This is a genomic window from Bradyrhizobium sp. Ken51 (assembly GCF_055807435.1).
On the sequence record NZ_JBVVPB010000037.1, the window covers coordinates 20,856 to 46,324 of the forward strand.

25 protein-coding genes are annotated in these 25,469 nt (G+C 64.7%); 9 read left to right on the plus strand and 16 right to left on the minus strand.

Annotated elements, in window-relative coordinates; translation table 11 throughout:
* Positions 1 to 17: 17 nt before the first annotated feature.
* On the minus strand, positions 18 to 1,715 hold the full coding sequence (locus tag AC0L27_RS35610) for an EAL domain-containing protein (RefSeq protein ID WP_354205942.1): 1,698 nt from the start codon (positions 1,713 to 1,715) through the stop codon (positions 18 to 20).
* A 221-nt stretch (positions 1,716 to 1,936) separates the two neighbouring features.
* On the opposite strand from AC0L27_RS35610, the gene AC0L27_RS35615 reads away from it, so the two are divergent.
* Positions 1,937 to 2,197 (plus strand): hypothetical protein, encoded by a 261-nt coding sequence (locus AC0L27_RS35615; protein WP_354205940.1) that lies wholly within the window; start codon positions 1,937 to 1,939, stop codon positions 2,195 to 2,197.
* Positions 2,198 to 2,203: 6 nt separating this feature from the next.
* Here AC0L27_RS35615 and AC0L27_RS35620 read toward each other — a convergent pair whose 3' ends face one another.
* From AC0L27_RS35620 to mtgA, 3 genes are all read right to left on the minus strand, one after another.
* Complete coding sequence (locus AC0L27_RS35620; RefSeq protein ID WP_354205938.1) at positions 2,204 to 2,836, minus strand: hypothetical protein; 633 nt, start codon at positions 2,834 to 2,836, stop codon at positions 2,204 to 2,206.
* Positions 2,837 to 2,979: 143 nt separating this feature from the next.
* Positions 2,980 to 3,162, minus strand: a complete 183-nt coding sequence (rpmF, locus tag AC0L27_RS35625; protein WP_007598106.1) for a 50S ribosomal protein L32 — start codon at positions 3,160 to 3,162, stop codon at positions 2,980 to 2,982.
* Positions 3,163 to 3,331: 169 nt separating this feature from the next.
* Positions 3,332 to 4,006, minus strand: coding sequence for a monofunctional biosynthetic peptidoglycan transglycosylase (gene mtgA, locus AC0L27_RS35630; RefSeq protein WP_354205936.1), 675 nt, complete (start codon positions 4,004 to 4,006; stop codon positions 3,332 to 3,334).
* A gap of 159 nt (positions 4,007 to 4,165) precedes the next feature.
* Between mtgA and AC0L27_RS35635 the strand changes: the two genes are divergently transcribed.
* Both AC0L27_RS35635 and AC0L27_RS35640 read left to right on the plus strand, forming a co-directional pair.
* Complete coding sequence (locus tag AC0L27_RS35635; RefSeq protein ID WP_354205934.1) at positions 4,166 to 5,089, plus strand: polyprenyl synthetase family protein; 924 nt, start codon at positions 4,166 to 4,168, stop codon at positions 5,087 to 5,089.
* A gap of 7 nt (positions 5,090 to 5,096) precedes the next feature.
* Positions 5,097 to 5,786, plus strand: coding sequence for a DUF1345 domain-containing protein (locus AC0L27_RS35640; protein ID WP_354205932.1), 690 nt, complete (start codon positions 5,097 to 5,099; stop codon positions 5,784 to 5,786).
* Between the two features lie 16 nt (positions 5,787 to 5,802).
* Here the strand turns inward: AC0L27_RS35640 and AC0L27_RS35645 are convergent, their stop codons facing one another.
* Positions 5,803 to 7,641, minus strand: coding sequence for a caspase family protein (locus tag AC0L27_RS35645; RefSeq protein ID WP_354205930.1), 1,839 nt, complete (start codon positions 7,639 to 7,641; stop codon positions 5,803 to 5,805).
* 183 nt (positions 7,642 to 7,824) lie between these two features.
* On the minus strand, positions 7,825 to 8,253 hold the full coding sequence (locus AC0L27_RS35650) for a GFA family protein (protein WP_354063738.1): 429 nt from the start codon (positions 8,251 to 8,253) through the stop codon (positions 7,825 to 7,827).
* A 94-nt stretch (positions 8,254 to 8,347) separates the two neighbouring features.
* On the opposite strand from AC0L27_RS35650, the gene AC0L27_RS35655 reads away from it, so the two are divergent.
* The 3 genes from AC0L27_RS35655 to AC0L27_RS35665 all read left to right on the plus strand — a co-directional run bounded on the left by AC0L27_RS35655 (position 8,348) and on the right by AC0L27_RS35665 (position 11,439).
* Positions 8,348 to 8,722, plus strand: coding sequence for a nuclear transport factor 2 family protein (locus AC0L27_RS35655; RefSeq protein ID WP_007598116.1), 375 nt, complete (start codon positions 8,348 to 8,350; stop codon positions 8,720 to 8,722).
* 190 nt (positions 8,723 to 8,912) lie between these two features.
* Entirely contained in the window at positions 8,913 to 9,797 is an 885-nt protein-coding gene (bla, locus tag AC0L27_RS35660; RefSeq protein ID WP_473322448.1) for a class A beta-lactamase, read from the plus strand.
* A gap of 34 nt (positions 9,798 to 9,831) precedes the next feature.
* Positions 9,832 to 11,439, plus strand: a complete 1,608-nt coding sequence (locus tag AC0L27_RS35665; protein ID WP_275168592.1) for a Na+/H+ antiporter — start codon at positions 9,832 to 9,834, stop codon at positions 11,437 to 11,439.
* 26 nt (positions 11,440 to 11,465) lie between these two features.
* On the opposite strand, the gene AC0L27_RS35670 is transcribed toward AC0L27_RS35665, so the two are convergent.
* The 6 genes from AC0L27_RS35670 to AC0L27_RS35695 form a co-directional block, all read right to left on the minus strand.
* Positions 11,466 to 12,287, minus strand: a complete 822-nt coding sequence (locus AC0L27_RS35670; protein WP_354205925.1) for an N-acetylmuramoyl-L-alanine amidase — start codon at positions 12,285 to 12,287, stop codon at positions 11,466 to 11,468.
* Positions 12,288 to 12,290: 3 nt separating this feature from the next.
* Positions 12,291 to 13,628 carry a Rieske 2Fe-2S domain-containing protein gene (locus AC0L27_RS35675; protein ID WP_354205923.1) on the minus strand — a complete coding sequence of 446 codons (1,338 nt, stop codon included), beginning with the start codon at positions 13,626 to 13,628 and terminating at the stop codon, positions 12,291 to 12,293.
* An 86-nt stretch (positions 13,629 to 13,714) separates the two neighbouring features.
* Positions 13,715 to 14,611: a TauD/TfdA dioxygenase family protein gene (locus tag AC0L27_RS35680; RefSeq protein ID WP_354063727.1), complete on the minus strand. Its 897-nt coding sequence runs from the start codon at positions 14,609 to 14,611 to the stop codon at positions 13,715 to 13,717.
* 241 nt (positions 14,612 to 14,852) lie between these two features.
* Positions 14,853 to 16,136, minus strand: coding sequence for a flavodoxin-dependent (E)-4-hydroxy-3-methylbut-2-enyl-diphosphate synthase (ispG, locus tag AC0L27_RS35685; RefSeq protein ID WP_354205920.1), 1,284 nt, complete (start codon positions 16,134 to 16,136; stop codon positions 14,853 to 14,855).
* 12 nt (positions 16,137 to 16,148) lie between these two features.
* On the minus strand, positions 16,149 to 17,102 hold the full coding sequence (locus tag AC0L27_RS35690) for a DMT family transporter (RefSeq protein ID WP_473322452.1): 954 nt from the start codon (positions 17,100 to 17,102) through the stop codon (positions 16,149 to 16,151).
* A 36-nt stretch (positions 17,103 to 17,138) separates the two neighbouring features.
* Positions 17,139 to 17,633 (minus strand): Fur family transcriptional regulator, encoded by a 495-nt coding sequence (locus AC0L27_RS35695; protein WP_007598132.1) that lies wholly within the window; start codon positions 17,631 to 17,633, stop codon positions 17,139 to 17,141.
* Between the two features lie 157 nt (positions 17,634 to 17,790).
* Here AC0L27_RS35695 and AC0L27_RS35700 point away from each other — a divergent pair, with 157 nt between their 5' ends.
* Genes AC0L27_RS35700 through AC0L27_RS35710 form a run of 3 tightly spaced genes read left to right on the plus strand, consistent with a single transcriptional unit; the run spans position 17,791 to position 21,014 of the window.
* Positions 17,791 to 18,273, plus strand: coding sequence for a MarR family winged helix-turn-helix transcriptional regulator (locus AC0L27_RS35700; RefSeq protein WP_354205917.1), 483 nt, complete (start codon positions 17,791 to 17,793; stop codon positions 18,271 to 18,273).
* Complete coding sequence (locus tag AC0L27_RS35705; RefSeq protein WP_354205915.1) at positions 18,266 to 19,441, plus strand: HlyD family secretion protein; 1,176 nt, start codon at positions 18,266 to 18,268, stop codon at positions 19,439 to 19,441. Before AC0L27_RS35700 ends, AC0L27_RS35705 begins: the two co-directional genes overlap by 8 nt.
* A gap of 16 nt (positions 19,442 to 19,457) precedes the next feature.
* The gene (locus AC0L27_RS35710) at positions 19,458 to 21,014 is read left to right on the plus strand and encodes an MDR family MFS transporter (protein WP_354063718.1); all 1,557 of its coding nucleotides are present in this window, start codon (positions 19,458 to 19,460) and stop codon (positions 21,012 to 21,014) included.
* Positions 21,015 to 21,080: 66 nt separating this feature from the next.
* On the opposite strand, the gene AC0L27_RS35715 is transcribed toward AC0L27_RS35710, so the two are convergent.
* From AC0L27_RS35715 to pcaH, 4 genes are all read right to left on the minus strand, one after another.
* Positions 21,081 to 22,145: a phosphotransferase gene (locus AC0L27_RS35715; RefSeq protein WP_473322457.1), complete on the minus strand. Its 1,065-nt coding sequence runs from the start codon at positions 22,143 to 22,145 to the stop codon at positions 21,081 to 21,083.
* 76 nt (positions 22,146 to 22,221) lie between these two features.
* Positions 22,222 to 23,913, minus strand: a complete 1,692-nt coding sequence (locus AC0L27_RS35720) for a methyl-accepting chemotaxis protein (protein ID WP_354205911.1) — start codon at positions 23,911 to 23,913, stop codon at positions 22,222 to 22,224.
* Positions 23,914 to 24,120: 207 nt separating this feature from the next.
* A complete protein-coding gene (pcaG, locus tag AC0L27_RS35725; protein WP_354064572.1) occupies positions 24,121 to 24,711 on the minus strand; it encodes a protocatechuate 3,4-dioxygenase subunit alpha in 591 nt (196 codons plus the stop codon).
* Positions 24,712 to 25,413, minus strand: coding sequence for a protocatechuate 3,4-dioxygenase subunit beta (gene pcaH, locus AC0L27_RS35730; RefSeq protein WP_275168614.1), 702 nt, complete (start codon positions 25,411 to 25,413; stop codon positions 24,712 to 24,714).
* Positions 25,414 to 25,469 lie beyond the last annotated feature (56 nt).

The window sequence follows — 25,469 nt, forward strand, 5'->3', positions numbered from 1 at the left end:
GGGCTTGGTAGGGTGTCTCAGCCTGCTGCGGGCAACGCGCTGTCCGGCGGCGGCGCGCCCCACGGCCGCTCGGATGAGGCGAGCCCGATCAGGCGGCCCTGGATGTAGTCGCAACCCCAGTCGCGCAGCATGTTGGCAGCTTCTTCGTCCTGCACCCATTCGGCCACCGTCTTGATGTCGAGGCGGCGGGCGAGGTCGATCAAGGTTTGCACAAAGGCGCGGTCGTCGGCGGAACGAGTGATGTTCTGCACGAAGGCCCCGTCGATCTTCACGATGTCGACGCCGAGCTTGCGCAGATTGCGGAACGAAGTGTAGCCGGCGCCGAAATCGTCGATGGCGATGCGACTGCCGAAGTTCTTCAGCCGGGTGACGAAGCCACGCACATCGTCGATGTCCTGAATCGCGACGGTTTCGGTGATCTCGACGATCAGCCGCTCGGCGACGCCGGGATGGGCGCGCATGAGCGATTCGATTCCCGCCCACCAATCCGGATCCATGGTGGTGTCCGGCGAGATATTGAGGCTGAGGCAGATGCCGGGCGCGGCCGCGAGCTCGGCGACCACGAGCTCGAGCACGCGGTGATCGACCAGGCGGATCAGGCCGAGCCTTTCCGCGACCGGCACGATGTCTGGCGCGAGCAGCACCTGACCGTCGCCCTGGTCCATTCGCACCAGGCATTCGTGAAAGGCGCATTCGCGCGAGAGGGCAGCAACCACCGGCTCATAGGCGAGCTTGATACGGCGCTCATTCAGTGCGGTGACAATCTCGTCGGTGACGCGGATGTTGACGCGGCGCTGGGCGTCGCGCGCGGCATCCGGGCGCCAGGCTGCGAACGAGCCGACGCGGCGTTGTTTCGCGGTGTCCAGCGTCTCGTGGGCGCGATTGACGGCTTCATCGGTGTTGCGGGCATAGCGCGGCACGCTGACCGCGCCGATCGAGGCGGTGACCGACACCGGGCCGGATTTGGTCGGCACCACCTCGTCGCGGATGCCGGCGAGGAAGCGCTCGGCAGCGACGTTCATGTCGTCGACGGTGCAGTTCTTCAGGATCAGGCCGAACTTGTTGCCGGAGAAGCGGCCAAGCACGTCGCCGCCGCGCAACCGCGCGCGAATGCGCGTGGCGACGTCGAGGATCACAGCGTCGGCAACGTCGAAGCCGAAGGCTTCGTTGACACGCGCGAGATGATCGATGCCGACCAGCATGAAGGCCGCGGTCGAGCGGAAACGGGTCGTCTCCTCGATGGCTTCGGCCAGCGCGGCGATCAGATGCGAGCGATTGAGCTCGCCGGTCAGCGGATCGAGCCGGGCGAGCTTCGTCAGTTCCTCGTCCCGGGCATGGCGTTCATTGTTGATGCGGACGGAGCCGATCGCACGCACCGGCCGGCCGTCGGGGCCAGCGAACCAGCGGCCGGTCTCCTCGATCCAAACTACGGGATCCGCGGCGCTCATGCGCACGCCGTACTCGACCCGGTAGGGCGTGCCGTCGGCGCCATGCACGGCTGAGGTCTGGGCCAGCGCGGCGCTCCGCAGCGATTGCGCGGGCTCGATCAGCCTGGCGAATTCGGCGCCGGTGGCCAGCCGTTCGGCGGGAATTCCGGGAAAGATGGCGCCGACCTGCTCACCCCAGACAATGGCATCGCTGGCGATTTCCCAGGCGAACACGGCCTGGCCGAGGGCGGCCAGGATGTCGGAGGCTTGCGGCAATGCGGGGGTCAAAATCGCCTCGTTTCGGGACAGCGGGGAGTCCTGAGTCGGCACAGGATAAAGCCAGATTCGCCATTGACCCTAGGCAAAGTTGATAAACAATTTGGAAACCACGTTTCCTCACTCGCAGGAACCAAACCGGCCCGCCCGGCATAGGCCTTGCGAGTACATGACACGCACCGGCGCCAGCGTCTCGAAACGCGACAATCTTCGCCGGGTCAACGGTGATTGCGATGTTGAGTACTGATCAAGCGGACGTGGCGGACAACGGCACAGGCTCGGCTGTGGTGCCGCTGATGCCGGTTTTGCAGTGGGTGCACAAGGCACCGCTGCCGCGCCCCGATCCCAGCTTCGTCGCCCAGCTCATCGCCAATGCCGAGCACCTGCCGCAGACGAGCCGGCTGCGCCGCGTGTCTTCCGAGGATGCGCAGGTCGCCTATGGCAGCAAGCGCCCGCTTCCAAGCGTCACCGCGCGCACGCGGCAGGTGGCTTGAAGTAAATCAGCGCGGCGCGTCGGGAGACGGCTGGGTGCCGTTGCCAGGCTGCAAATGCGGCGAGGGGATTTCCGGCGAGGCCGGGCTCTGGACCGGCTTCGGCGCGGGATGATCCATCAGCACGGATTCGGCAACCGACTGCGCGGAAGGTGCGGATGCGGGCGGCGCAACGACCGGCTCGAACTTGGGCTCGACCACCGCTTCATCGGCTGGCACTTCAGTCTGACGCCTGGCCTTGCGCGGCGCTGGTGCCGTTTCGGCGACATAAGCCACGCGGCGGCGCGTGCGCTGGGCGACGCCGCCGAGGAAATCCGCCATCGCGAGCAGCACCAGAAGGAAATAGGTGGAGTTGCCGAATTTGGGCCACATCACGAATTCGGCCGCAGCCGCGCCGAACACGATCAGCGACAGCAAATGATCCATCAGGAATTTCGAGCCGGGCCGCGCGCCCTTGACCACCTCGAGCAGCAGCAGCACGACGCCTAGCGCCAGCATCACGTCGGAGAGCGTGACCGGCCAGGCCTCGCCCGTGATCATCGGCACCTTGAACAGCACGTCCGTAAAGGACACGCTCGGCATCAGGAAGGCGATGATGTTGTAGACCGCGAGCGGGATCAGGAGCAGCGGGAAACCGACCATCGGCGAAATGCCTTCTCGATCAAGATATCCAGACAGGACAATGCGGCGGCGAAGCATTAGCTCCGCCGCCGTCACTGTCATATCTCATGGGTTGGCCGAAATCAGGCAGGCGAAATTATCCTGCCTGGGGAAAGGTCCTGAATTCAGGACTCTTTCTTCTTCAGGACCTGACGGCCCTTGTACATGCCGGTCTTGAGGTCGAGATGATGCGGACGACGGAGCTCGCCGGAGTCCTTGTCTTCCACATAGGTCGGCTTCTTGATGGCGTCAGCCGAGCGGCGCATGCCGCGGCGCGACGGCGAGGTTTTTCTTCTCGGAACGGCCATTTCAGTATCCTCTAGGGATTGGTGTCATCAGGGCATCGTCCGCGAGGGGACGACTCAGCACCCGCAAAACGAGGCGAGCTGAATGCCGGTCAAGGCCGGGCTTATAGAGGAAGGCCGGTCTTAAATCTAGGGCTCTGGGCCGGAAAATGCGCCCGAAAAGAACCCGAAATCAGCGATTCTCCCGCCAGCAGGTCGAAAGCGAGCTGGCCTGCGCCCTCCCCACATAGGTCCCGGCCAGCCGCCGGACACCCGGTCCCGGCGTCCTGGCGCTGCGTTTGACCGGATTCGGCAGGATCGAGGCCAAGAGAGCGGCCTCCCGGGGGGAAAGACTGGCGGCTGGCTTGCCGAAGGCATAGGCGCTGGCCGCCTCGGCCCCAAACTGGCCCTGCGGTCCCAGTTCGGCGATGTTGAGGTATATCTCCAGGATTCGTGCCTTGGGCAGGACGAGATCGATCCACAGCGCCAGCGGGAATTCCAGCGCCTTGCGGACGAAGTCCCGCCCCTGCCAGAGGAACAGGTTTTTCGCCACTTGCTGGGTGATGGTGGAAGCGCCCCGGAACGGGGTGCCGTCCTCCTTGGCATCGTCGATCGCCTCACGCAACGCGCCCCAGTCGATGCCGTGATGCTTGCAGAAATGAGCGTCCTCGGCCGCCACCACCGAGCGTGGCAGCGAGGGCGACATCGCCGCCAGATCGATCCATTCCCGCTGCATCGGCGCACCCCGAAGCGAGCGCCAGACCATCAGCGTCGAAACGGGATGGCCGGCACGGTAGAACGGCGCGACGACATAGGGCGCGAGAATCGCGACCGCGAGCACCAGGAGAAGGGTTTTGACGACGCGCAAATCAACCTTTCCGGCGCAGAACGAAACGCGGCCACGGACCCGGCATTAAGTCTGTGATAATTCGGGCCTTTTCCAGCACTTTTTAGGCCTTCCAAACGATTGACTGAGGCGGGCGCATAAAGGATTGTCCCGCCGAATTTTGTTCTGGAGCCCTTCTTGATGACCGGCACGTCCCCGTCCGATTTCGCCAAACGTCTGGACAAGACCGCTGATGACACCGAGGCCCTGCTCGGGCGCCTGCTGTCGGACGACATCCTGCCCGATGAGATCGCCCGGCCCAAGCGACTGATGGACGCAATGCGCTATTCGAGCCTCAACGGCGGCAAGCGCCTGCGGCCGTTCCTGGTGGTCGAGAGCGCGGCCGTGTTCGGCGTGCCGCGCGAAGCCGCGCTGCTCGCGGGTGCGGCGCTCGAATGCATCCACTGCTATTCGCTGATCCACGACGATCTGCCCGCGATGGACAATTCGGACCTGCGCCGCGGCCGCCCAACCCTGCACAAGAAGACCGATGACGCGACCGCGATCCTCGCCGGCGACGGCTTGCTGACGCTCGCTTTCGACATCGTCACCCGCGACGAGATTCATCGCGACGCCAATGTGCGGCTGTTGCTGACGCGCGCGCTGGCACGCTGCGCCGGCATTGGCGGCATGGTCGGCGGCCAGATCCTCGATCTCGCCGGCGAAGGCCGCTTTGGCGGCAACGAACCGATCGACGTCGCACGCATTCAGCAGATGAAGACCGGCGCGCTGCTGCGCTACGGCTGCATCGCCGGCGCGATCCTCGGCCAGGCCTCGCAAAAGGAATATCAGGCGCTCGACGATTACGGCCGCGCGCTCGGCGAAGCCTTCCAGATCGCCGACGACCTGCTCGACGTCGAAGGCGATGCCGCCGCGCTCGGCAAGCCTGCCGGCGCCGATGCAGCGCTCGGCAAGACCACCTTCGTCACCCAGCTCGGAATTGAAGGCGCCAAGCAGCGCGTCCGCGACCTGCTCGCGCGAGCCGACAGCGCCGTGTCGATCTTCGGCGAACGGGCCGCCGTGCTGCAAGCGGCTGCGCGGTTCGTCGCCGAACGCAAGAACTAGCCGGGCGATGACGGGCGGCACCAAAGAGGATCCCGCCCTCACCCGCTTTCGCAAGATGTCGCGGCCGATGCGGCTGATTTATGCGCGGCCGCGGACGTTCATCTCCCTTGGTGTCGGTATCCTCGTCTGCCTGCTTTTGCCGGGCTCACCCCGGCTGACGACGCGGCTTGTGCTCGGCTGGGATGCGCTGATCGCGGTCTATCTCGTGTTGGTCTATGCGATGATGCTGTGCAACGACCACCAGCACATCCGCCGCGCCGCTGCGATGCAGGACGACGGCCGCTTCGTGATCCTGCTGGTGACGGCGACCGGCGCGTTCGCCAGCATCGCCGCTATTGTGGCCGAACTCGGCGCCCACCGCGGCGCCGCGGAGCTGACCATCGCGATCACCACCATCGCGCTGTCCTGGGCCGCGGTGCACACGACTTTCGCGCTGCATTACGCGCATGATTATTATCGTCACCCAACGCCAGGTGGCCTTGAGTTTCCCAGTCGCGACAAGGAAGACCACGCCGATTATTGGGACTTCGTCTATTTCTCGTTCGTGATCGGCATGACCGCGCAGGTCTCCGACGTCGGCATATCCGACAAGACCATCCGCCGCACCGCCACCGCGCACGGCATCATCTCATTCATCTACAACACGGCCTTGCTGGCGCTGACGGTCAACATTGCGGCGAGCGCGATCTCGGCTTGAACTCACTCCCGCAATCCTAGTTACAGACCTCGGCATTGGCATCGTTGCCGGGGCCGCCGCCGCCGCGATATTCGAGATGGCAGCCGCGGTTGACCGCACGACAGCCGCTGTTATTGCAGAACAGCTGTCCGCCACTCGAGCGGCGGCTGGTACCAGCGGCAGCAGCGATGCCCGCAGCACCACCAAAGCCGCCCGCCGCTCCGGCAGCCTCACCGCCGGCTTGACGACGCTGCCGTGCGGGACGCTCGTCGCCATCATCACGCTTTGCGGTCGCAGGCTTGGCGGTCGCAGGCTTGGCTGACTTCGCGGCACGCTGCTTCTCGCATTCGTTGTCGTCGTTGATCGCAAAGCCATCACGGCAGACGATCTTGGTGCACTTGTCGCCGTCGGCCTTGAAGCCGTGCTCGCAAACCAGCGGACAGACGCGCGACTGTTTCGACTTGACCGTGTCGAGCGCATCGGTGCTCGCCACCTTCACGTCGAGCTTGGTGCCGGCGTAACGGTTGAACTGCGACAACGAGCGCTGCGCGGACGTGGTCCAGTTGCCGTCGGCGGCGCCGGAGAAGCAGCCGACGCGGCCGAGCTCGGTCTGCACCGAGCGGCTGAGATCGGCCGGAGCGGTGGCCGGCGTCAGCGACGCGACGTTGGTACCGGCGGGGCTCGCCGTGCTGGCTGGCGCTGCACTCGGGGCCGCGGCGGCGAGATTGACGCGCTGCTGCTCGGCTGCGGCCGCCTGCTGCTGCGCCTGCTCCTTGGCCTTTTGCGCCGCAAGCTGTACCTGCTCGGCGGCCTTCGCATCGGCGGCTGCCTTGGCCTGCGTATCCTTCTGCGCGCCAAGTGCGGCAAGACGATCGCGCTCGGCCTCGGCCTGTTTGGCCTTCTCGGTGGCCGCCGCATGAGCCTGCTCGGCGCCGATTTTTTCGAGCTGAAGTTTGGCGAGGCTCGCATAGAAGCCGTCGGAATGCTGGGCCAGGAACGCCTCCCATGCCGGCCTGTTGCCGACCTGGAGCGCGAGCTCGTAATCGCGGCGGATGTCGGCCTGAGGATTCGCCGTGGCCGCGGCAGCTGCGGCGGTCACCTTCACCGGCACCAGCGGCACGTCTTCGCCGCCGAGCGAGCCATAGACGAACGGCTCCTGCTTGTTACCCGTCGACTTGAGCACGTCGTCGCGCACGAAGCCGAAGGCGCGGCGGACGTCGAGGCCGGGCGTCGTCAGATGCTTCGACAGCGCCACGGTAAAGGGGCTATTCGCACCATCGCCATCCTGCGCGGTGAAGCCGGCCTTGGCCGAATAGGCGATCAGCGTGTTGGAGCTGGTCGGCTCGACCTGGGCGAGACCGCGGCCGATACCGCGCGAGGCAACCGTGCGCTTCATGGTCTTGCCGAACGGATTGTCCCGGCAGGCATCCAGGATCACTAGGCGAAGCTGCTTGGCCGGTTCGACCGCGACCAGGACGCGGTCGAGGGAGAGCGCCTCGTCAAAAACGTCGGTGTCACGCTCCAGCTTGGCGTCGACAGGGATCAGATAGTTCGAGCCTTCGACCTCGATGCCGTGGCCGGCATAGTAGACCACGGCGATATCGGCATCGCGGGTCCCGTCGGCGAATTCGCGCAGCACACGCCGGGTTTCCTGCGCCGTCAGGTCGTGCCGGGAATCGACGATGTCGAACCCGGCCTCCTTCAGCGTCCTGGCCATCACCGAACCGTCATTGACGGGATTCGTAAGCGACGGCGCGTGCTGGTAGGCGGAGTTGGCGATCACCAGCGCGACGCGCTTCCCGGCGAAAGCGGGCCCGGCGCCGAATAGCAGCGCGACCGCAAGGAGAAGGGGGCAAAGTCTGAGCAACTTGCGCATGACACGACTTCCGGGTTCAGGGCATTTCAAGCCCCTTTGAGACGGCTTTATTAGCAGGGTCCGCCGCGGGCGCTTGTGACGGAGGTCACGAAGCTGGCGCCGGCGGCAGGCCGAAAGGCCCCTTTTGTTTGTCGCGCCAGTCCGGGCGCGGTTCGCCGAGAAACAGTCCCACAGCAGGTTCCCTCAGGCATCCCCGATGTGGCTCCGATATTGAGGCAGATGGTCCGTAATCTCGTGCCAGGGCGCCTTCGAGCCCACGAAAATGTGGGCGCTCGGTCGGATCGAGGGGGCATCGACCAGGGTTCCCATGGCGACATGGACCCATTTTCCGTCGCGCACCCGGGAATAAAGCAGCGAGCCACAGCGGGCGCAGTGGGCGTCATGGGTGGTGTCGTCACCGTAGATGGTGCGCTGGTCCTCGCCGCTGAGGATGCGGAGCTTGCTCTGCTCGATGCCGGCGAACGGCTTGAAGGCGGCGCCGGTGGTGCGGCGGCAGTTCGAGCAGTGGCAATTCATCGCATAGGAGAACGCGTCCGCCACCTCGTAGCGCACGGCGCGGCAGTAGCATTCGCCGATCAGGAAGGAAGCGTTCGTATTCTCTGATCCGGTCATCACAGTGTCCTTGCGCAAATGGCACGCCCTCCCATAGCGCATTTTGACGTGTACGACTAAGTTCACCCTAAGCCATCATTCAAAGGGATGACCCATGAGCCAGAACCGTTCGAGCGTCGAAGCCGTCGTGCAATCCTATTTCGACGGACTTTACGAGGGCGATGCCGAAAAACTCGGCGCCATCTTCCACCCCTCCGCCGATTTGCGCTGGGTCGAGAAGGGTGAACTGCAGGTGCTGACCGTGCCGGACTGGCTCGACCGCGTGCGCAAGCGTCCCTCCGGCAAGGCCGAAGGCAAGCCGCGCGAGGATTTCATCGTCACCATCGACCGTTCCGACGACAAGACCGCCTTCATCAAGGTCCGGTGCCAACTGCCGCCGCGTTTTTTCACCGACTATCTCGTGGCGATGAAGCTCGCCGATGGCTGGCAGATCGTATCGAAGTCTTATCGGTACGACCTGCGGGAGTGAGGGGGGCCTAATCTTCCGCTGCCCGAAATCGGGCGCACTCGTCCCACATCCTCCGTCATTGCGAGCGCAGCGAAGCAATCCAGAGTCTTTCCGCGGAGGCAGATTGGATTGCTTCGCTGCGCTCGCAACGACGATGCGGATGGACTGCATGCCGCATCTCCCCCCGCCCCAGTCTCGCTCAAGGTCCCCCATGCTTCTCGACCGCCGTTCGCTGCTCGCCTCGCTGTGCTGGATTGCTGCCTCCCCTGCGCTCGCCGCGGACGCGCAGCCTGAGCTCGAAACCTATGAGCGCGAGAGCGGCGGCCGGATCGGGGTCTATGCCGAGAACCTCGCGACCGGCGCAAAGCTCGCGTGGCGCGCCGACGAACGGTTCGTCATGTGTTCGACATTCAAGGCTTCGCTCGCGGCTTGCGTACTGGCCCGGGTCGATCGAGGCGAAGATCAGCTTGCGGCCATGATTCCGTACGGCAACGCCGACCTGCTGGAGTACGCACCGGTCGCCAAGCAAAACATTGCCGCCGGCGCGATGTCGGTCACCGAGATGTGCAAGGCGATCGTCGAGCTCAGCGACAACACCTGCGCCAATTTGCTGTTGGCGCGGATCGGCGGTCCCGCCGCACTCACCGCCTTCTGGCGGTCGCTCGGCGACACCACCTCGCGGCTCGACCACAACGAGCCCGAGCTCAACCGCTCACCGCCCGGCGATCCTCGCGACACCACCACGCCGGCGGCGGTGGCCGGCAATCTGCGCCGGCTGGTGACGGGCGAGGCGCTGTCGACCACCTCGCGCGCGCAGCTCACGGAGTGGCTGGTGGGTTGCAAGACCGGCGCGAACCGGCTGCGTGGCGGGCTGCCCGCAAGCTGGAAGATCGGCGACAAGACCGGCAACAACGGCAAGGACGCCTCCGGCGACATCGCGGTGGCCTGGCCCAAGCCCGACACGAAGCCCAATGCGCCGATCCTGATCGCGGCCTACACCCAGGGCGGCACGCCGAGTGCGGCGCAGATCGAAACCGCGTTCGCACGCATCGGCCGCATGGTGGCCGAGCGGCTCGGCGTAAGCCGCACACATTGACCTTGCGACCGCTTCCGGGTGAAGACAGATCATCATGGAAGCGAAATTTCAGACCTTTCTCATCCTGCTCGCCGTGCTGGCAGGCACCGCGCTTGTCGCCCGCCGCTTCAACATCGCGCCTGCCATTCTGCTGATGCTCTCCGGCGTCGGCCTCGCCTTCGTGCCGGGCATGCCGCCGGTCGAACTGCCGCCGGAACTGGTGCTGCTGATGGTGCTGCCGCCGCTGATCTACTCGGCCAGCGTCGCGATGAGCTGGCGCGAATTCAAAAAGAATCTTCGCCCCATTGTGATGCTCGCGGTCGGCGCGGTGATCTTCACCGCGGCGTTGGTCGCAACCGCCACGCATTATTTCATCGGCCTGCCCTGGACGATCGGCTTCCTGCTCGGCGCCATCGTCGCGCCGCCCGACGTGGTGGCGCCGCTCGCGATCGCGCGCCGGCTGCATTTGCCGCGCAGGCTGATGGTCATTCTCGAAGGCGAAGGGCTCGCGAATGATGCCACAGCGCTGATCCTCTATCGGTTCGCGCTCGCCGCAATCATGGTCGGGCATTTCTCGCTGCCTCTGGCGGGCGGCGAGTTCTTGCTCATCGTCGCCGGCGAGATCGCCTTCGGCATCGGGGTCGGCTGGCTCTCCCTGCGGTTCCGCAAATGGTCGGGGGATCCGCAGGTCGAGCTGACACTTTCGCTGATCACGCCCTACGTGTCCTATTGGCTGCCCGAGCATCTCGGCGGCTCCGGCGTGATCGCGACCGTCGCCTGTGGCCTCTATGTGAGCTGGAACGGCCCGCTGCTGATCTCGGCATCGACGCGCCTGCAAGGCATCTTCTTCTGGGACCTCGTGATCTACCTGATCGAGGGCCTGCTGTTCCTGCTCACGGGATTCCAGATGCGCGCGCTCTACGAGAAGTCGAAGGCGTTTCCGCTCGACGACATCATGATTGCGACCGCCGTGGTGCTGGCGGTCGTTGTGATCGCGCGCTTCGCCTGGCTTTATCCCGCGACCTATCTGCCACGAATGCTCAGCAAGTCGCTGCGCGCGCGCGATCCGTCACCACCATGGCAATGGCCGTTCGTGCTTGCGTTCACCGGCGTGCGCGGCGCGGTGTCGCTGGCGGCAGCGCTGGCGCTCCCGTTCACGCTGCCCGGCGGCGAGGCCTTTCCGTTTCGCGACCTGATCCTGTTCGTCGCCTTCGGCGTCATCTTCATCACTCTGATCGGCGTCGGCCTCACGCTGCCTCCGGTGGTGCGTTGGCTCGGCGTCGCGGAAGCCGGTCGCAGCGAGCATGCCGCCGAGCACGAGTCCGAGATCGCAGCACGGCGCCAGGCCCTCGATGCCGCCCTGAAGTCGCTCGACGCGCTGACCGAGGAGAAGGACGTATCGGACGAGGTGATGCGGCTCCTGCGCGCCCGCCACGAGATCCGGGTCAACCAGCTTCCCGATTCGCTCGATCCCACCCACCACGACGTCTCCGCCGCTGGCACCGCCTTGACCCGCGATCTGATCGCCGCCGAGCGCAAATTCATCCACGAGCTGCTGCGCGACGGCCAGATCACCGACGAGACGCGCCGGCGGATCGAGCGGGATCTGGATCTGGAGGAGGCGAGTTTGGCGAACCGCGAGTATCGGGGCGGGCCGCTGTAGATTCCCGTCATTGCTGGCGGCGCAAACTACCGCCTCTCGCAAAATTCCTTCATCGCCACCGCCACGGCGCGCGCGATGATCTCCTGACGCTCCGGGGAGTTCATCGCCATCTCTTCGTCGCGGTTGATGATGGAGCCCGCTTCGAGCAGCACTGCGGCGCTACGCGTTTGCGAGAGCACGACGAGCCCGTCATAGCGGTAGACGCCGACATCCTTGTCGAGCAATTGGCGCCGGTAGCGGCCCATCACCGGCAGAGCATATTGGCCGGCATAATGCAGGTCCCGATCCTTCAGCTGCCGGCCGATCATCCGGGCCAGCATCAGGCTCGCAGCGTAGTGCGGATTCCGCTGCGACACGAACAGAGAGTGGCCCGAAAAGCGGTCGCTGAAATAGCTGTTCGCGCCGTCGAACTCCCAGGTCTCGATCAGCTTGTCCGGCACCGAATCGTGATGAATCGACAGGAAGAGATCGGCCCGGGCGTCATTCGCGGTACCGACGCGTTTGAGCAGGCTCGACCGCGCCTTGCCGTCCGTGACGAGCAGGCGGGCCGCGGCAAAGCCTTCGGCCTTGAGCCTCGCCGTGATCAGACTTGCAAGCCGGAAGTTGAAGCCGAACTCCGTGTCGTTGCGTGCGCTCAACGCGCCGTAGGAGTCCGGAGTGTGCCCGACATCCACGACGATCCGAAATTTCGGCATCTCACATTTGACCGGCGCGTGCGGCGGCTTGGGTTTCACGAGTTTCCGCGCGATAGCAGCATGACCCGTGCCTGCAGGCGCCAGCGACCATAGCAAGATCGACGCGACCAGCGTCGAGACGAGACTTGCGACGATGCTGCGCGGCTGCCCCAAGCGCTACTCCGCTGCCGCGATTCGCGGCCGACCGACAAAGCCTGTGACGTCGCCGAAACGCTCCAGCATCACCGCGGAAAGGTCCTTGGTCTTGCTGGTGACGCAGGCGCCCGAGCGCACGGCGTAGCGATCCTGATGCGCGGCCTGCGGCGGCGGCTCGCCCTGCTGAAGCCCTCGTGCCAGCTCCATCACGACTTTCCGGAAATGCATGATGCCGAGATCGGTCGGACCGAGATGCTCGCGGGTGCGGTCGGCAATCGGGCCCTGGCTGTCCTGCACGGCCGCATCCTGCTCGGAGACGCCCTTGATGCCGGTGTAACTCCTGGTCTTCTGGAGCTTGCGGTCGATCAGATAGTCGTTGCCCTTGTGGCGCAGCGGCACGTAATCGTCGCCGACCTCCGCGATCACGCCGTTGCCGCGGTCAAAGGCGTCGCGCTCGGCTTGCGTCAGCGGCCGCTCTGGATTCCAGGCATAAGTGTAGATCCAGCATTTGGTATCGGTGACGGGCACGAATGTCTGGCCAAAGATGTTCTCACCCGGCATCGCGCTCGGGGCATAGGCGTGGAACGGCATCAGGAACTGTGCGATGCGCCAGTAGATGTTGTCGCCCCCGGTGAGCCGCCCACCGGCGATGGTGAGGCCCGCCGCGTGTGGCGCGATCTTGATCACAGGGCGCGGATCCTCCGCGATCCAGCGCATGTGATCGCTCGACATCCGCGCGATCGGATTCACGAAATGCTTCTTGATGTCCAGAATCTCGTCCTCCTCCTTGTCGAAGGAGAGATGGGCGAAGGTGAAATGCGCGGTATCGATCGAGCCTTCCAGCGCCTGCACCCAGTTGCAGTCCTGCCATTTCTTGCTGACATAGCGGTGCGAGGCCGGCAGCAGTGCCATTTCGAGATCGGGCAGCTCGGGCATCGCGTCAGCCGGGCCCATATAGGCCCAGATCATCTCGCCCCATTCGCGCGCCGGATAGGATTTGATCCGGATCAGGTCTTTGGCGTTGAGGTCGGGATAGGAGGTCGGCATGTCGACGCAGCGGCCGTCGGTGTCGAACTTCCAGCCGTGATAGACGCAGCGGATGCCGCATTCCTCATTGCGCCCGAGCCAGAGATTGGCGCCGCGATGCGGGCAGTATTGATCGATGAGTCCGACGACGCCGCGCGTATCGCGGAAGGCGAGCAGCTCCTCGCCGAGAACGATGATCTTCTTCGGCTCGCCGTTGGGCTCGGGGAGTTCTTCGGAAAGAAGCACGGGAATCCAGAACCGGCGCAACAATTCGCCCATGCCCGTTCCGGGGCCGGACTCGGTCAGGAATTTGTTGTCCTCGGCGCGGAGCATGGCGGATCCTCCCGACGGTCTTTGTTTTCGGCAAGATTGGCGCGGACGCGGGAGGACGTCAACGCGGAACGCGGTGCGCAGGCGGCTTAAACCGGCCGCTCCCCCTTCACCGTCACGCGCGTGCCGGAGCGCGTGTGCGGCCAGTAGTCCCACATCGCGCGGTGCTGGGTGCAGCGGTTGTCCCAGAACGCGATGGCATTCTCGGTCCAGCGGAAGCGGCACTGGAACAGCGGGTTCTCCGCGTGCTGGTAGAGATAGGCGAGCATCGCGTCGCTCTCGTCGCGCGGGATGCCGTTGATGTGGCGGGTGAAGCCGCGGTTGACGTAGAGCGCCTTCCTGCCGGTGACCGGATGCGTGCGCACCACGGGATGCTCGGCACTCGGATAGGACGGACGGTCGGCGACGCCGTAATTGGCGTAGAGCCCGCGATAGATCGGCTCGCCGTCATGCAGCGCAGTCAGGCCGTCGAGATAGGCCTTCATGCGATCCGACAGCGCCTCGTAGGCCGCGTACATGTTGGCGAACAGCGTGTCGCCGCCGCGCGGCGGGCACTGCGTGATGTAGAGGATCGAACCCATCGGCGGCTCGAGATCGCAGGACACGTCGGAATGCCAACCCTCGCCGTTGGCGCGCGGCGAGTTCGCATCCGCATAGATCTTCATCAGCGCCGGGTCTTCATCCTCGTGCGGCGCGGCGGGATGAAAATGCAGTTCACCGAACTTGCGGCCGAAGGCGAGATGCTGTTGTGGCGTGATGTGCTGGTCGCGGAAGAAGATGACGAGGTTTTCGGCAAGCGCGCGGTGGACCTCGTCCATCTGCCGGTTGGACCGCGCATCGTCCGAGACGAGCTTGCCGATGTCGGCGCCGGAGATTTCCGCGCCGATGATCGGGGTGAGCTTTTCGACCGCGATGGTTTCATACGGCGCCCCGTCATCCGCCGTATGCCGATAGCGCGGGCCCTGTTTGCCGGCGAGTGAGCTCATGGCGTGTCTCCCGATCGCTCTTGATTGGGGGCATGGTAGCGCGCGGTTGGGGATGTGCAATCTGCATCGCAAACACTGCTCGTCGTCCCGGACAAGCGAAGCGCAGATCCGGGACCCATAACCACAGGAGCTGGTTTGCGAAAACCCGGAGTGACAGCTCGTTCTAACCACCAATCCTGTGGTTATGGGTCCCGGCCTCCGCCGGGACGACAGCTCAGTACGAGGCGCGAGCGAAGTAAGCCTACTCCGCCGCGGTCACCGGCACCTTGGCGCCCTGGCCGTAGCGCTGCTCGATGTACTCGATCACGAGCGCCTTGAAGTCGGCGGAGATGGTCGGGCCGCGCAGGGTGCGGAACTTCTTGCCGTCGACGAACACCGGGGCAGCCGGCGCCTCGCCCGTACCCGGCAGCGAGATGCCGATATTGGCGTGCTTGGATTCGCCGGGGCCGTTGACGATGCAGCCCATCACCGCGACGTTGAGCTCTTCCACGCCGGGATATTTCGTCTTCCACGTCGGCATCTCGTCGCGGATGAAACCCTGGATCGAGCTGGCCAGCTCCTGGAATGTGGTCGAAGTCGTGCGGCCACAGCCGGGGCACGCCGCAACCAGCGGCACGAAGGTGCGGAAGCCCATCGTCTGCAAGAGCTCCTGACCGACCTGCACCTCGCGGGTGCGGTCGCCGCCGGGCTCCGGCGTCAGCGAGATCCGGATGGTGTCGCCGATGCCCTGCTGCAACAGGATGCCAAGCGCGGCCGAGGACGCCACGATGCCCTTGGTGCCCATGCCGGCCTCGGTCAGGCCGAGATGGATCGCGTAGTCGGAACGGCTGGCGAGAACCTCGTAGACCGCGATCAGATCCTGCACCGCCGAGACCTTGGCCGACAGGATGATGCGGTTCTTGGGCATGCCGAGCTCTTCGGCGCGCGCCGCCGAGAGCAGCGCCGACTGCACCATGGCTTCGCGCATCACCGCGCGCGCATCGCGCGGATTGGCCGAGGCGGTGTTCTCATCCATCAGCCTGGTCAGCAGCTCCTGGTCGAGCGAACCCCAATTGGCGCCGATGCGCACCGGCTTGTTGTTCTTGTTGGCGATCTCGATGATGTCGCCGAACTGAGTGTCGCGCTTGTCCTTGAAGCCGACATTGCCGGGATTGATGCGATATTTGGCGAGCGCCTCGGCGCAGGCCGGATAGGCCGCGAGCAGTTTGTGGCCGATATAGTGAAAGTCGCCGATCAGCGGCGTGGTGATGCCGCGTTTGAGCAGGCCGTCGCGGATGTGCGGGACGGCGGCGGCGGCCTCCTCACGGTCCACGGTGATGCGGACCATTTCGGAGCCGGCGCGGGCGAGCGCTGCGACCTGGGCGATGGTGCCGTCGATATCGGCGGTGTCGGTGTTGGTCATCGACTGCACGACGATCGGCGCACCGCCGCCGACGGCGACGTCGCCGACCTTGACCTGGGTGGTCTTGTGCCGGGGCGCGGGGCCCGCAATGTCGGAATCGATGGTGTTTTCGAGCTTGTTCATGGCGTCCAAATATCAGGTTTTGGTGACGTTCAGCAATGCATCGCGCGGCGCCGCAGCGGATTGACTGGGACGGTTAACCAGAAAAAGCCCAGCAATGACAAGGACGGCGGCAGCCCCGAATGTCAGGTTCAGCGTGTCGTGCATGATGAAATAGCTACCCACCACGCCAAACAAAGGGGTGATGAAGGTAAAAGCCGACAATTTGCTGGCCGAATAGGTCTTCACCAGTGCGAACCAAAGCGTGAACGTGGTTCCCACGACCCAGATCGCCTGGAAGGCCATCAGGCCCAGCGACAGCGGCGACGGGGTGTGGGGGATGGTCTCCCCGAACAGCCAGGCGGCCAGCCCGAGGATCGGGATCGACGTCGCGACCTGATAGCCCAGCGCCTTCTCGGGCGCGGCGAACCGCAGCCGGGTGCCCTTGGCAACCAGCGTGGTCGCCGCCCACAGCGCGGCGCCGCCGACGATCATGAGGTCGCCGAGCAGAACATGCGAATCGACATTGGGCTGCGGCACCCCGATCGCGAGTGCGACGCCGGCAAAGCTGATGGCGAGCCCCAGCCATTGCGTCCCGCCAAGTCGCTCGCCAAGCACCTGGTAGGAGCCGAGCGCGACGAAGAACGGCGCGGTGTAGAGGAACACGACCGCCCGCGACGCCGGTGTGAAGCGCAGGCCCTGGAAGATCAGCACGAACTCGATGCCGAACATCAGTCCGGCGATCACGCCCGGCTTCCAGGTGCCATCGCGTTCGAAGAATTTAACGCCGCGCAAGCTGCCGATGATGAACAGCACCGGCAGCGCGCCCATCGAGCGGAACGTGGCCTGAAGCATCGGCGGAATGTCCGGCAGCACCAGCTTCACCGCGATCTGGTTCAACCCCCAGGTCAGGCACAGCATGAGCATCAGGGCAATGGCGCCGGCACTAAGGGGACGACCGGCGGACGGTATGGCTTGAGGTGAGGACATTTCTTCCTGAAAAACCGGCTTTGCGCCGTTGTTGCTCTATGCAGCTTTCTGACAATGCGCACAAACGCCCGTGATTTCCACCACGGACAATTTGGGAGCGAAGCCTGAGCTGCGCGCGGCGGCGTTGAGGTCCTTGGCGAAGGACGCCGACGGAATCTCACCGACCAAGCCACAGCGCTCGCAGATCAGGAACGTCACCGCCGAGGTCGCATCGTGGTCGTGAGCGGCGCAGGCGAGATACGCGTTGCGGCTTTCGATGCGGTGCACAAGGCCGTTGGCCATCAGAAAATCGAGAGCACGATACACCGTAATCGGCGCCGGCCGCGGCATCGATTTCGCCAGCTCGTCGATCACCTCATAGGCGCCGAGCGGGCGGTGGCTCGAGAGCAGCGCCCCCAATACATGGCGGCGTATCGGCGTGAATTTCTGCGCGCGCTCTCCGCAGACGGCCTCGGCATGCGCCAGCGCATCCGCGGTGCAGCGGCCGTGATCGTGGTCGGGTGCGGGAAATGCAGGTTTTGCGAGCGTCATGCGACCGGCGTTCTAGCATTTCGAAAGGGGAACCCAAAGCAGGACCGGCGATGCGGCGATCAGCCATGCTCTTGCTGCGGGACAGTATCCCGCAAACCCGCCATGAAATAATCATAAGCTTGCTTATTATATTCCAAGCTTATTGGAGACCAAGCTCATGAGCCCAGGCCCCGTGGACCAGAATTTCCTGTTTACGCTCGCCGAGCTCTATCGCCTGCTCCGGGTCTATGCCGACAAGGAAGCCTCGCGCTTCGGCATCACCCGCGCACAATGGGCGGTGCTCGCCAAGGTCGAGCGCAGCGAAGGCATGAAGCAGTCGGAACTCGCCGAGCTTCTCGAAGTGCAGCCGATCACGCTGACGCGCCTGATCGACAAACTCTGTGACAGCGACTGGATCGAGCGACGCAACGATCCTTCGGATCGCCGCGTCAAGCGGCTGTACCTGAAGAAGGCCGGGCGGCAGTTGCTCGGGCGGATGAGCGGGCTGAAGTCCGAGCTCACGGCCAACGCGCTCGACGGCATCACTCCGGCGGACGCCCACCGGCTCCTCACCCAACTCGAAACAATCAAGGAAAACGTGCGTACCGCGATCCAGACCAGCGGAGCGGAGCAAGCGCGTAAGGAGCAGCGCTATGGCTGATCAGGTTCTCAAATTCCAGCCCGAGCAGAAAATCGACGGCGGCAAGCCCACCAAGAAAGCCGGCACCAATCCGCGCCGTCGCCTGTTGGCGGGCCTGCGCCGCTATCGCCGCGTGCTGCTCCTGGTCGTGCTCCCGGTCGTCGTCGCGGTCGCCGGCTTCACTTTCTATCTCAATGGCGGCCGCTATGTCGGCACCGACGATGCTTATGTGGGCGCGCAGAAGGTGCTGGTGACGCCCGATATCTCCGGCAAAATCCAGAAGGTCGTCGTCAAGGAAGGCCAGATCGTCAAGCACGGCGACGAGCTGTTCGAGATCGACCCCGCTCCGTTTCGTCATGCGTTGGAAGAAGCCAAAGCGCAACTCGCCCAAGCCCGCATCACCTATGACAATCTCGTTGCCAACATCAAGATCTACGGCGACATGCTCAATCTCGCCCAGCAGGGCATGGACCTGAAACAGCGCGACGTCGAGCGCAAGCAGTCGCTGGTGAAGAACAGTTACGGCTCGCAGCTCGATCTCGACAACGCCTCGAACGCACTGGTTACCGCCGGCGCGCAGGCGCAATACATCAAGCAGCAACTCTCCAATGCCAGGACGCAATTGCTCGGCAATCCCGAGTTGCCGCTGGAGCAATTCCCCGCCTACGCGCAGGCGAAAGCCAAGCTGGACGATGCCCAGCGCAACCTCGACCACACCGTGCTCCGCGCGCCGATGGATGGCGTGGCAACACAGGTGGAGCAGATCCAGCTCGGCCGCTACGTCGCCGCCGGCACGCCGGTGTTCTCCATCATCGACGTCGCCCATCCCTGGGTCGACGCCAATCCGAAGGAGAGCGACCTCACCTACGTCACCGAAGGACAGCCGGTCACGCTCGAGGTCGACGCGTTCCCGAACCATGTCTTCAAGGGCAAGATCGGCTCGCTCTCGCCCGGCACCGGCGCGCAATTCGCGATCCTGCCGCCGCAGAACGCCAGCGGCAATTTCGTCAAGGTGGTGCAGCGCGTGCCGATCCGCATCTATTTCGATGAGACCGACAAATACGTGCGCAAGCTGAAGGCCGGCATGAGCGTCTACGCCACCATCGACACCGGCCACAAGCGCTCGCTCGCCGGCCTGCTCGGCCTGTCGGCGACCGCGAGCCAAGACAAAGATTCGCACAAAGACTGAGACAAGGACTGATCCGATGTCCGGCCCCAATGCCCATTTGATGGTTCCCGGCCTGCGCCGGAACATGGTGACGATCTGCGCCATGACGGCAACCATCATGCAGGCGCTGGACACCACCATCGCCAACGTCGCCCTGCCCTACATGCAGGGCACGCTGTCGGCTTCACAGGACCAGATCAACTGGGTGCTGACCTCCTACATCGTCGCCGCCGCGATCATGACGGCCCCGGTAGGCTGGATCGCCAACCGCTTCGGCCGCAAGCGCATCTTCATCATCTGCTCGGCCGGCTTCACCATGGCGTCGGTGCTGTGCGGGCTTGCGCAGGACATCAACCAGATGGTGCTGTTCCGCCTGCTGCAGGGCGTGTTCGGCGCGGCCTTGGTGCCGTTGTCGCAATCGGTGATGCTCGACTATTACACGCTGCAGGAACGCGCCAAGGCGATGTCGATCTGGGGCATGGGGGTGATGATGGGGCCGATCATGGGTCCATCGCTCGGCGCCTGGCTGACCGAGACCTATTCCTGGCACTGGGTGTTCTTCGTCAATTTGCCGTTCGGCGCCATCACCGTGATCGGGCTGATCATCTTCATGGACGAGACCCGGAAGGATCTCAGCCTCAAGTTCGACTGGTTCGGCTTCGCTGCGCTGGCGGTCGCGATCGGCTCGCTTCAGCTCGCGCTCGACCGCGGCGAGCAATTGGGCTGGCTCGAATCGGGTGAGATCCTTGCGGAGTTCATCGTCTCGGCCGTCGCCTTCTACTTCTTCATCGCGCATTCCTTCACGACCTCGACGCCGTTCATCCGCTTCGCGCTCTTCAGGGATCGCAACTTCGTCACCGGCTGCATGTTCATGGTCGTGATGGGGCTCGTGCTGTTCTCGACCATGGCGCTGGCCTCGCCCTATATGCAGAACGTGATCGGCTATCCCATCATCACCGCAGGCCTGCTGCTGGCGAGCCGCGGCTTCGGCACCTTCTTCGCCATGATGCTGGTCGGCCGCATGATGCGTTACATCGAGGCGCGCACGCTGATCATCACAGGCCTGACGCTGACCGCGGCCTCGCTGTTCCAGATGACCGGCTGGACCGATTTGACCCAGGTGCCGGAGATCGTGACCGTCAGCGTCATCCAGGGCTTCGGCTTCGGCCTGGTTTTCGTGCCGCTATCGACGGTGGCGTTTCTGACCTTGTCGAATGAGCTGCGCACCGACGGCACCGCGATGCTGACCTTGATGCGCAACGTCGCGAGCTCGGTGGGCATTTCGGTCGTCATCGCCCAGCTGACACAGGGCACGCGACGGACCTACGCGATCCTGTCCGAGCACATCAACCCGTTCAATCATGCGCTCCAGATGCCCAGCGTCAGCGGCATGATCAATCTCTCCACCGACGCCGGCCGCGCCATGGCCGATCGCATGGTCAGCGTGCAGGCGCAGATCATCGCCTTCGCGCACGACTACGAGCTGGTGATGTTCTTCATCCTCTGCACCATCCCGCTCGCCTTGCTGATCGGCTCGACCAAGGCCACCCTGCGCAAGCAGGCGGCCGGGCCGGAACATGCGGTGATGGAGTAGAGCGCGTCACAACTTCCGCCGTCGTCCCGGCGAAGACCGGGACGACACCGATGGTGTTGCGCGTCCCTACCCCAACAACTCCTCGCAGCCCAAATCCTCGACCGCCATCATCACGCGTTCCAGATTATTCCACCAGATCACCGGCGGGATGTTGATGCTCCATTGCCGGACCGGTTTGGTGATGTGCCAGAGCACCGACCAGCGATAGTCCCGATCGAGCGCGCCGCGCGTATAGCCGCTGACGCCGTGCGCGATCAGCGTGTCGTGGTAATGGTTGAGCAGAAGGCGTTCGAACGCCTGCCGACGTTCCGGATACCAGTGCAGCGCCATCATGTAGGCGAGGTCATGGGTCGGCACGTTGATATCCCACAGGTCGAAGTCGAAGATGCGGACGGTGTCGGACACGCCGGCACGCGGCAGCAGAAAATTCCAGATATGGGCATCGCCATGGGTGATGGTGAGGTGGCGGTGCGAATGGTAGCGCAGTGACATCCTGTCGGACTGATCGATGAAGCGGCGGTAGAGCGTGCGGCGCTCTTCACTGAGACGATCGCCGAGCTGATCGGCGAACCGGTCGTAATGGGATGCGAACGTTTCCATATGCTCGGCCGTATCGTCGGTGCTCGCCCAGACCCCGGCGGTCTCGCCGAGACCAGCATGGTCCCACCACGCCGCGTGCCAGCGCGCGAGCGCGGCGACGATGGCCATCGCCTGACCGCGCGATGGCGGCAGCGGCCATTGGGTCGCGATCTCGTGGCTATCGGTGAGATCCTCCAGCAGGAGATGCCAGGCGAGGCTCTTCTCGTCGAAATTCCCGTCAAAGCAGCGCGGCACCAGCTGCGCGGGCATTCTGGTTGCAAGCTGTGTGTAGTAGGCCACCTCGTGGCGACCGGCATTTGCCAGCGGCTTGGCGAACGCAGCATGCGGCGTCTTGAGAATCAGTGACTGCGGCGCCCCGGCGGATTCCCCGACATAGCGCAGGCCGAGTCGGGTGATATGCGACACGACCGTGTCGCGCTCATGCAGTACCTTGACCTCGCGCACGGCACCGGCGTCCAATGCGCCGGCCTTGCGCAGCGCCGCGGTGAGATTTGCCGCGTCCGCCACCTCCGGCAATCGTATATCTGTCATGAGCGCCCGACCCCCGTCGCGTTGCTCCATTCTGCACAACCACGCTACCGGGCGCCAGCCGCCTCAGCAGCCGGGCTCAAGCCGCAGCGGTCGAGTCGCGCACCGTCCTGACCACGACCGACCGGAGCTGTTCGAGATTGGCCGCCATGCCGGCGATCGCCTGCCTTACCTCCGCGGCGCGCTCGTTCACGGAGGCGGCGGCGCGGCTGACATCACCGATCTTGGCCGAGACCTCCTTGGCCGCGGAAGCCGATTCGGAGATCGACCGCGTGATCTCGCGGGTCGCGGCGTCCTGCTCTTCCATCGCCGCGGCAACCGAGGTGGCGACGCCGTCGATCTCGACGATGTGGCCGCCCATGGTTTCGACGGCATCGACCGCGGCCTGGGTTGAGGCCTGGATCTCGGCAATCAGCCGCGCGATCTCCTCGGTGGATTTGGCGGTCTGGTCGGAGAGGGATTTCACTTCGGCGGCGACCACCGCGAAGCCACGGCCGGCTTCCCCGGCGCGCGCCGCCTCGATCGTGGCGTTGAGTGCCAGCAGATTGGTCTGGCCGGCGATGCCGCCGATGAGGTCGGAGACCTCGGCGATCTTCTTCACCGATCCGGCCAGCGCCTGGATGGTCGAGCGCGCCTGTTCACGACCGGCGACCGCGGACTTCGTAACCGTGCTGGTCCGCGCGACCTGGGTTGCGATCTCTCGGATCGAAGCACTGAGTTCTTCAGCTGCGGCCGAGACGGTCTGCGAGCTGCCGAGGGCCTGGGTGGACGCGGCTGCGACCGCCTGCGACTGTGTCGAGAGCGACTTTGCGATCTCGGACAGACTGGAGGCGGCACGCTCCACGCCTTGCGTCGCCGCGCTCGCGGTGTCGACCGAGCGGCCGGTCTCGCGCTCGACGGTTTCAGCCATCTGGTGCAGGGCCCCGCGCTTGGCGAGCGCCGCCTCCTGATCCTTCTGCAATTGCTCCTCGCGCAGGCGGGAATTCTCGACCGCCGCTTGCTTGAACACCAGGAGCGCGCCCGCCATCGAGCCGACCTCGTCCCGCCGGTGCGCGAAAGGAATGTCAGCGGCGAGATCGCCGGTCGCGAGCTTTTGCATCGCGCTCGTCATGCGCACGATCGGGCGCACCACGCCGAGGGCGACGCCGAGCAGGCCCACCGCAGTGAAGGCGAGGACGGCGGCGGAAACGCCGAGGAGGATATAAAGCATGGAGCTGTCGCGGTCCGCGGCCAGCTTCTCCATGTCGGCATTCTGCTTGTTGGCGCTCTCGACGATGCTGTCGATGACGGCGCGATGCGCGGTGTAGGCGTCCTTGAGCTGCGCGTAGGCGCGCTCGGAGGCGACCGGGTCCTTGGCCTTGAGGGCGGGGAGGAGCTGGTCGGACAACAGCTTCCAGAACTTCTGCACCTCGCCGTCGGATTTCGACACCAGGGCCGTCTTCAGGTCGGCCGAGAGGCTGGAGGCGACCCAGAATGCCTTGCGCTCGTCGTAATCCTTGCGGAGCTGGACCAGGCGTTCGCCATGGGCCGCCAGCTGGTCGGGCTCGCGCATGGCGAGAGTGGCCTCAAGATAGGCCTCGATCACATATTCCGGCGGCGGCAGGATGTCGGCGATGAGATCGTTGCCCAGCTTGATGTCGGAATAGAGCGGACCGCCGACCTTGAGCTCTTTCAAGGCGTAGAGGCTGGTGGAGACCACGGCGGTGAAACCGAGTGCCAGAACGACGCCGAAAGCAATGATTGCGGAAGAAAGCGAAAGGCGAATTTTCATGGAACAATCCAATAGGGCCGCGCCGAATCCTACGGACCCTAAAGGATTACGGTAAACGCGGGATTGCATCGCGCGGAAATTGCATCGCGCGAACTCCGAAAAAATACGGGAAACGGCGTCAGGTGAACGGTTTCGGGCAGCGAAATCAGGCCCGTCCTCCGCTGTCGTCCCGGATCGGCGCTCTGCCTGTCCGGGACGAGGCTGGGCTCACACGTCGAAAAACACCGTCTCGTTGTCGCCCTGAAGCCGCAAGTCGAGCCGGTAAACCGGCTTGCCGACCTCTCGCACGGCCGTCAGCGTAGCGCGGCGGTCGGCGGGCACCACCGCCAGCACGGGATCGGCGGCATTGCTGGCCTCGTCGCTGAAATAGATGCGGGTATAGAGATGCCGCAGCATGCCGCGGCCAAACACCGCAAGCAGGATATGCGGTGCCTGCGGCTTGCCGTCGGGATCGGGCACCGCACCCGGCTTGATGGTTTCAAAGGAATAATTGCCGTCCTTGTCGGTGCCGCAGCGGGCAAAGCCACGGAAGCTCGCATTCGGCAGCGCGCGCTTGTCCTGCGGATCGGCGAAGCGCCCCTGCGCGTCGGCCTGCCAGATCTCCAGCATGACATCGGGCACGGCGACGCCATCGCCATCGAACACGCGGCCCTCGATACGGACGCGGTCGCCGGTGACGTCGGGCGTCAGGGTCGAGTTGGTGAACGCATCGTTCCAGGCATACTCGCCGGTCGGCGTCAGGCCGTATTTGAAGAACGGGCCGACAGTCTGTGACGGCGTGATCCCATTGTCCTGCACTTAATGGTTCTCCATAGGGGTGGCGTTCTTGCCGCGCAGCACGACGTCAAAGCGGTAGCACAGCGCCCATTCGGGCTGGGTGTTCTCGAGATCGAACGACGACACCATCCGCGCCCGCGCCTTCTCGTCCGGCACCGAATTGAAGATCGGATCGAACGGGAATAGCGGATCGGCCGGGAAGTACATCTGCGTCACGAGACGCGTGACGAAGGAATGGCCGAACACCGAGAGATGGATGTGTGCGGGACGCCAGGCGTTGTGATGGTTGCCCCACGGATAGGCGCCAGGCTTGATCGTGACAAAGCGATAGTACCCGGAGGCGTCGCTCACGGTGCGGCCGGCACCCGTAAAGTTCGGATCGAGCGGAGCCGGATGCTGGTCGCGGACGTGAACGTAACGGCCGCAGGAATTGGCCTGCCAGATCTCGACCAGCGAGTTCGGCACGCCGCGGCCGTCCTCATCGCGCACATGGCCGTGCACGATGATGCGTTCGCCGAGCGGCTCGCCGGTGTGCTGGGTGGTGAGGTCGTTGTCGCCCTTGCGCACGGTCTCGTGGCCGTAAACCGGCCCGGTCAGCTCCGACAGCGTATGGCGCATCGGGATCAAGGGCTTGTTCGGCGCGCGCTTGATCGAGCTCTTGTACTCGGGCGACAGCGGCAACGGATGCGCCGTGTTGCTGTCGACGGGATAGATGAATGTCATTGGCGAACTCCTCCCCGGTCCTTTTTCGACCGGTCAACGCTTCCGCCAATCATTAT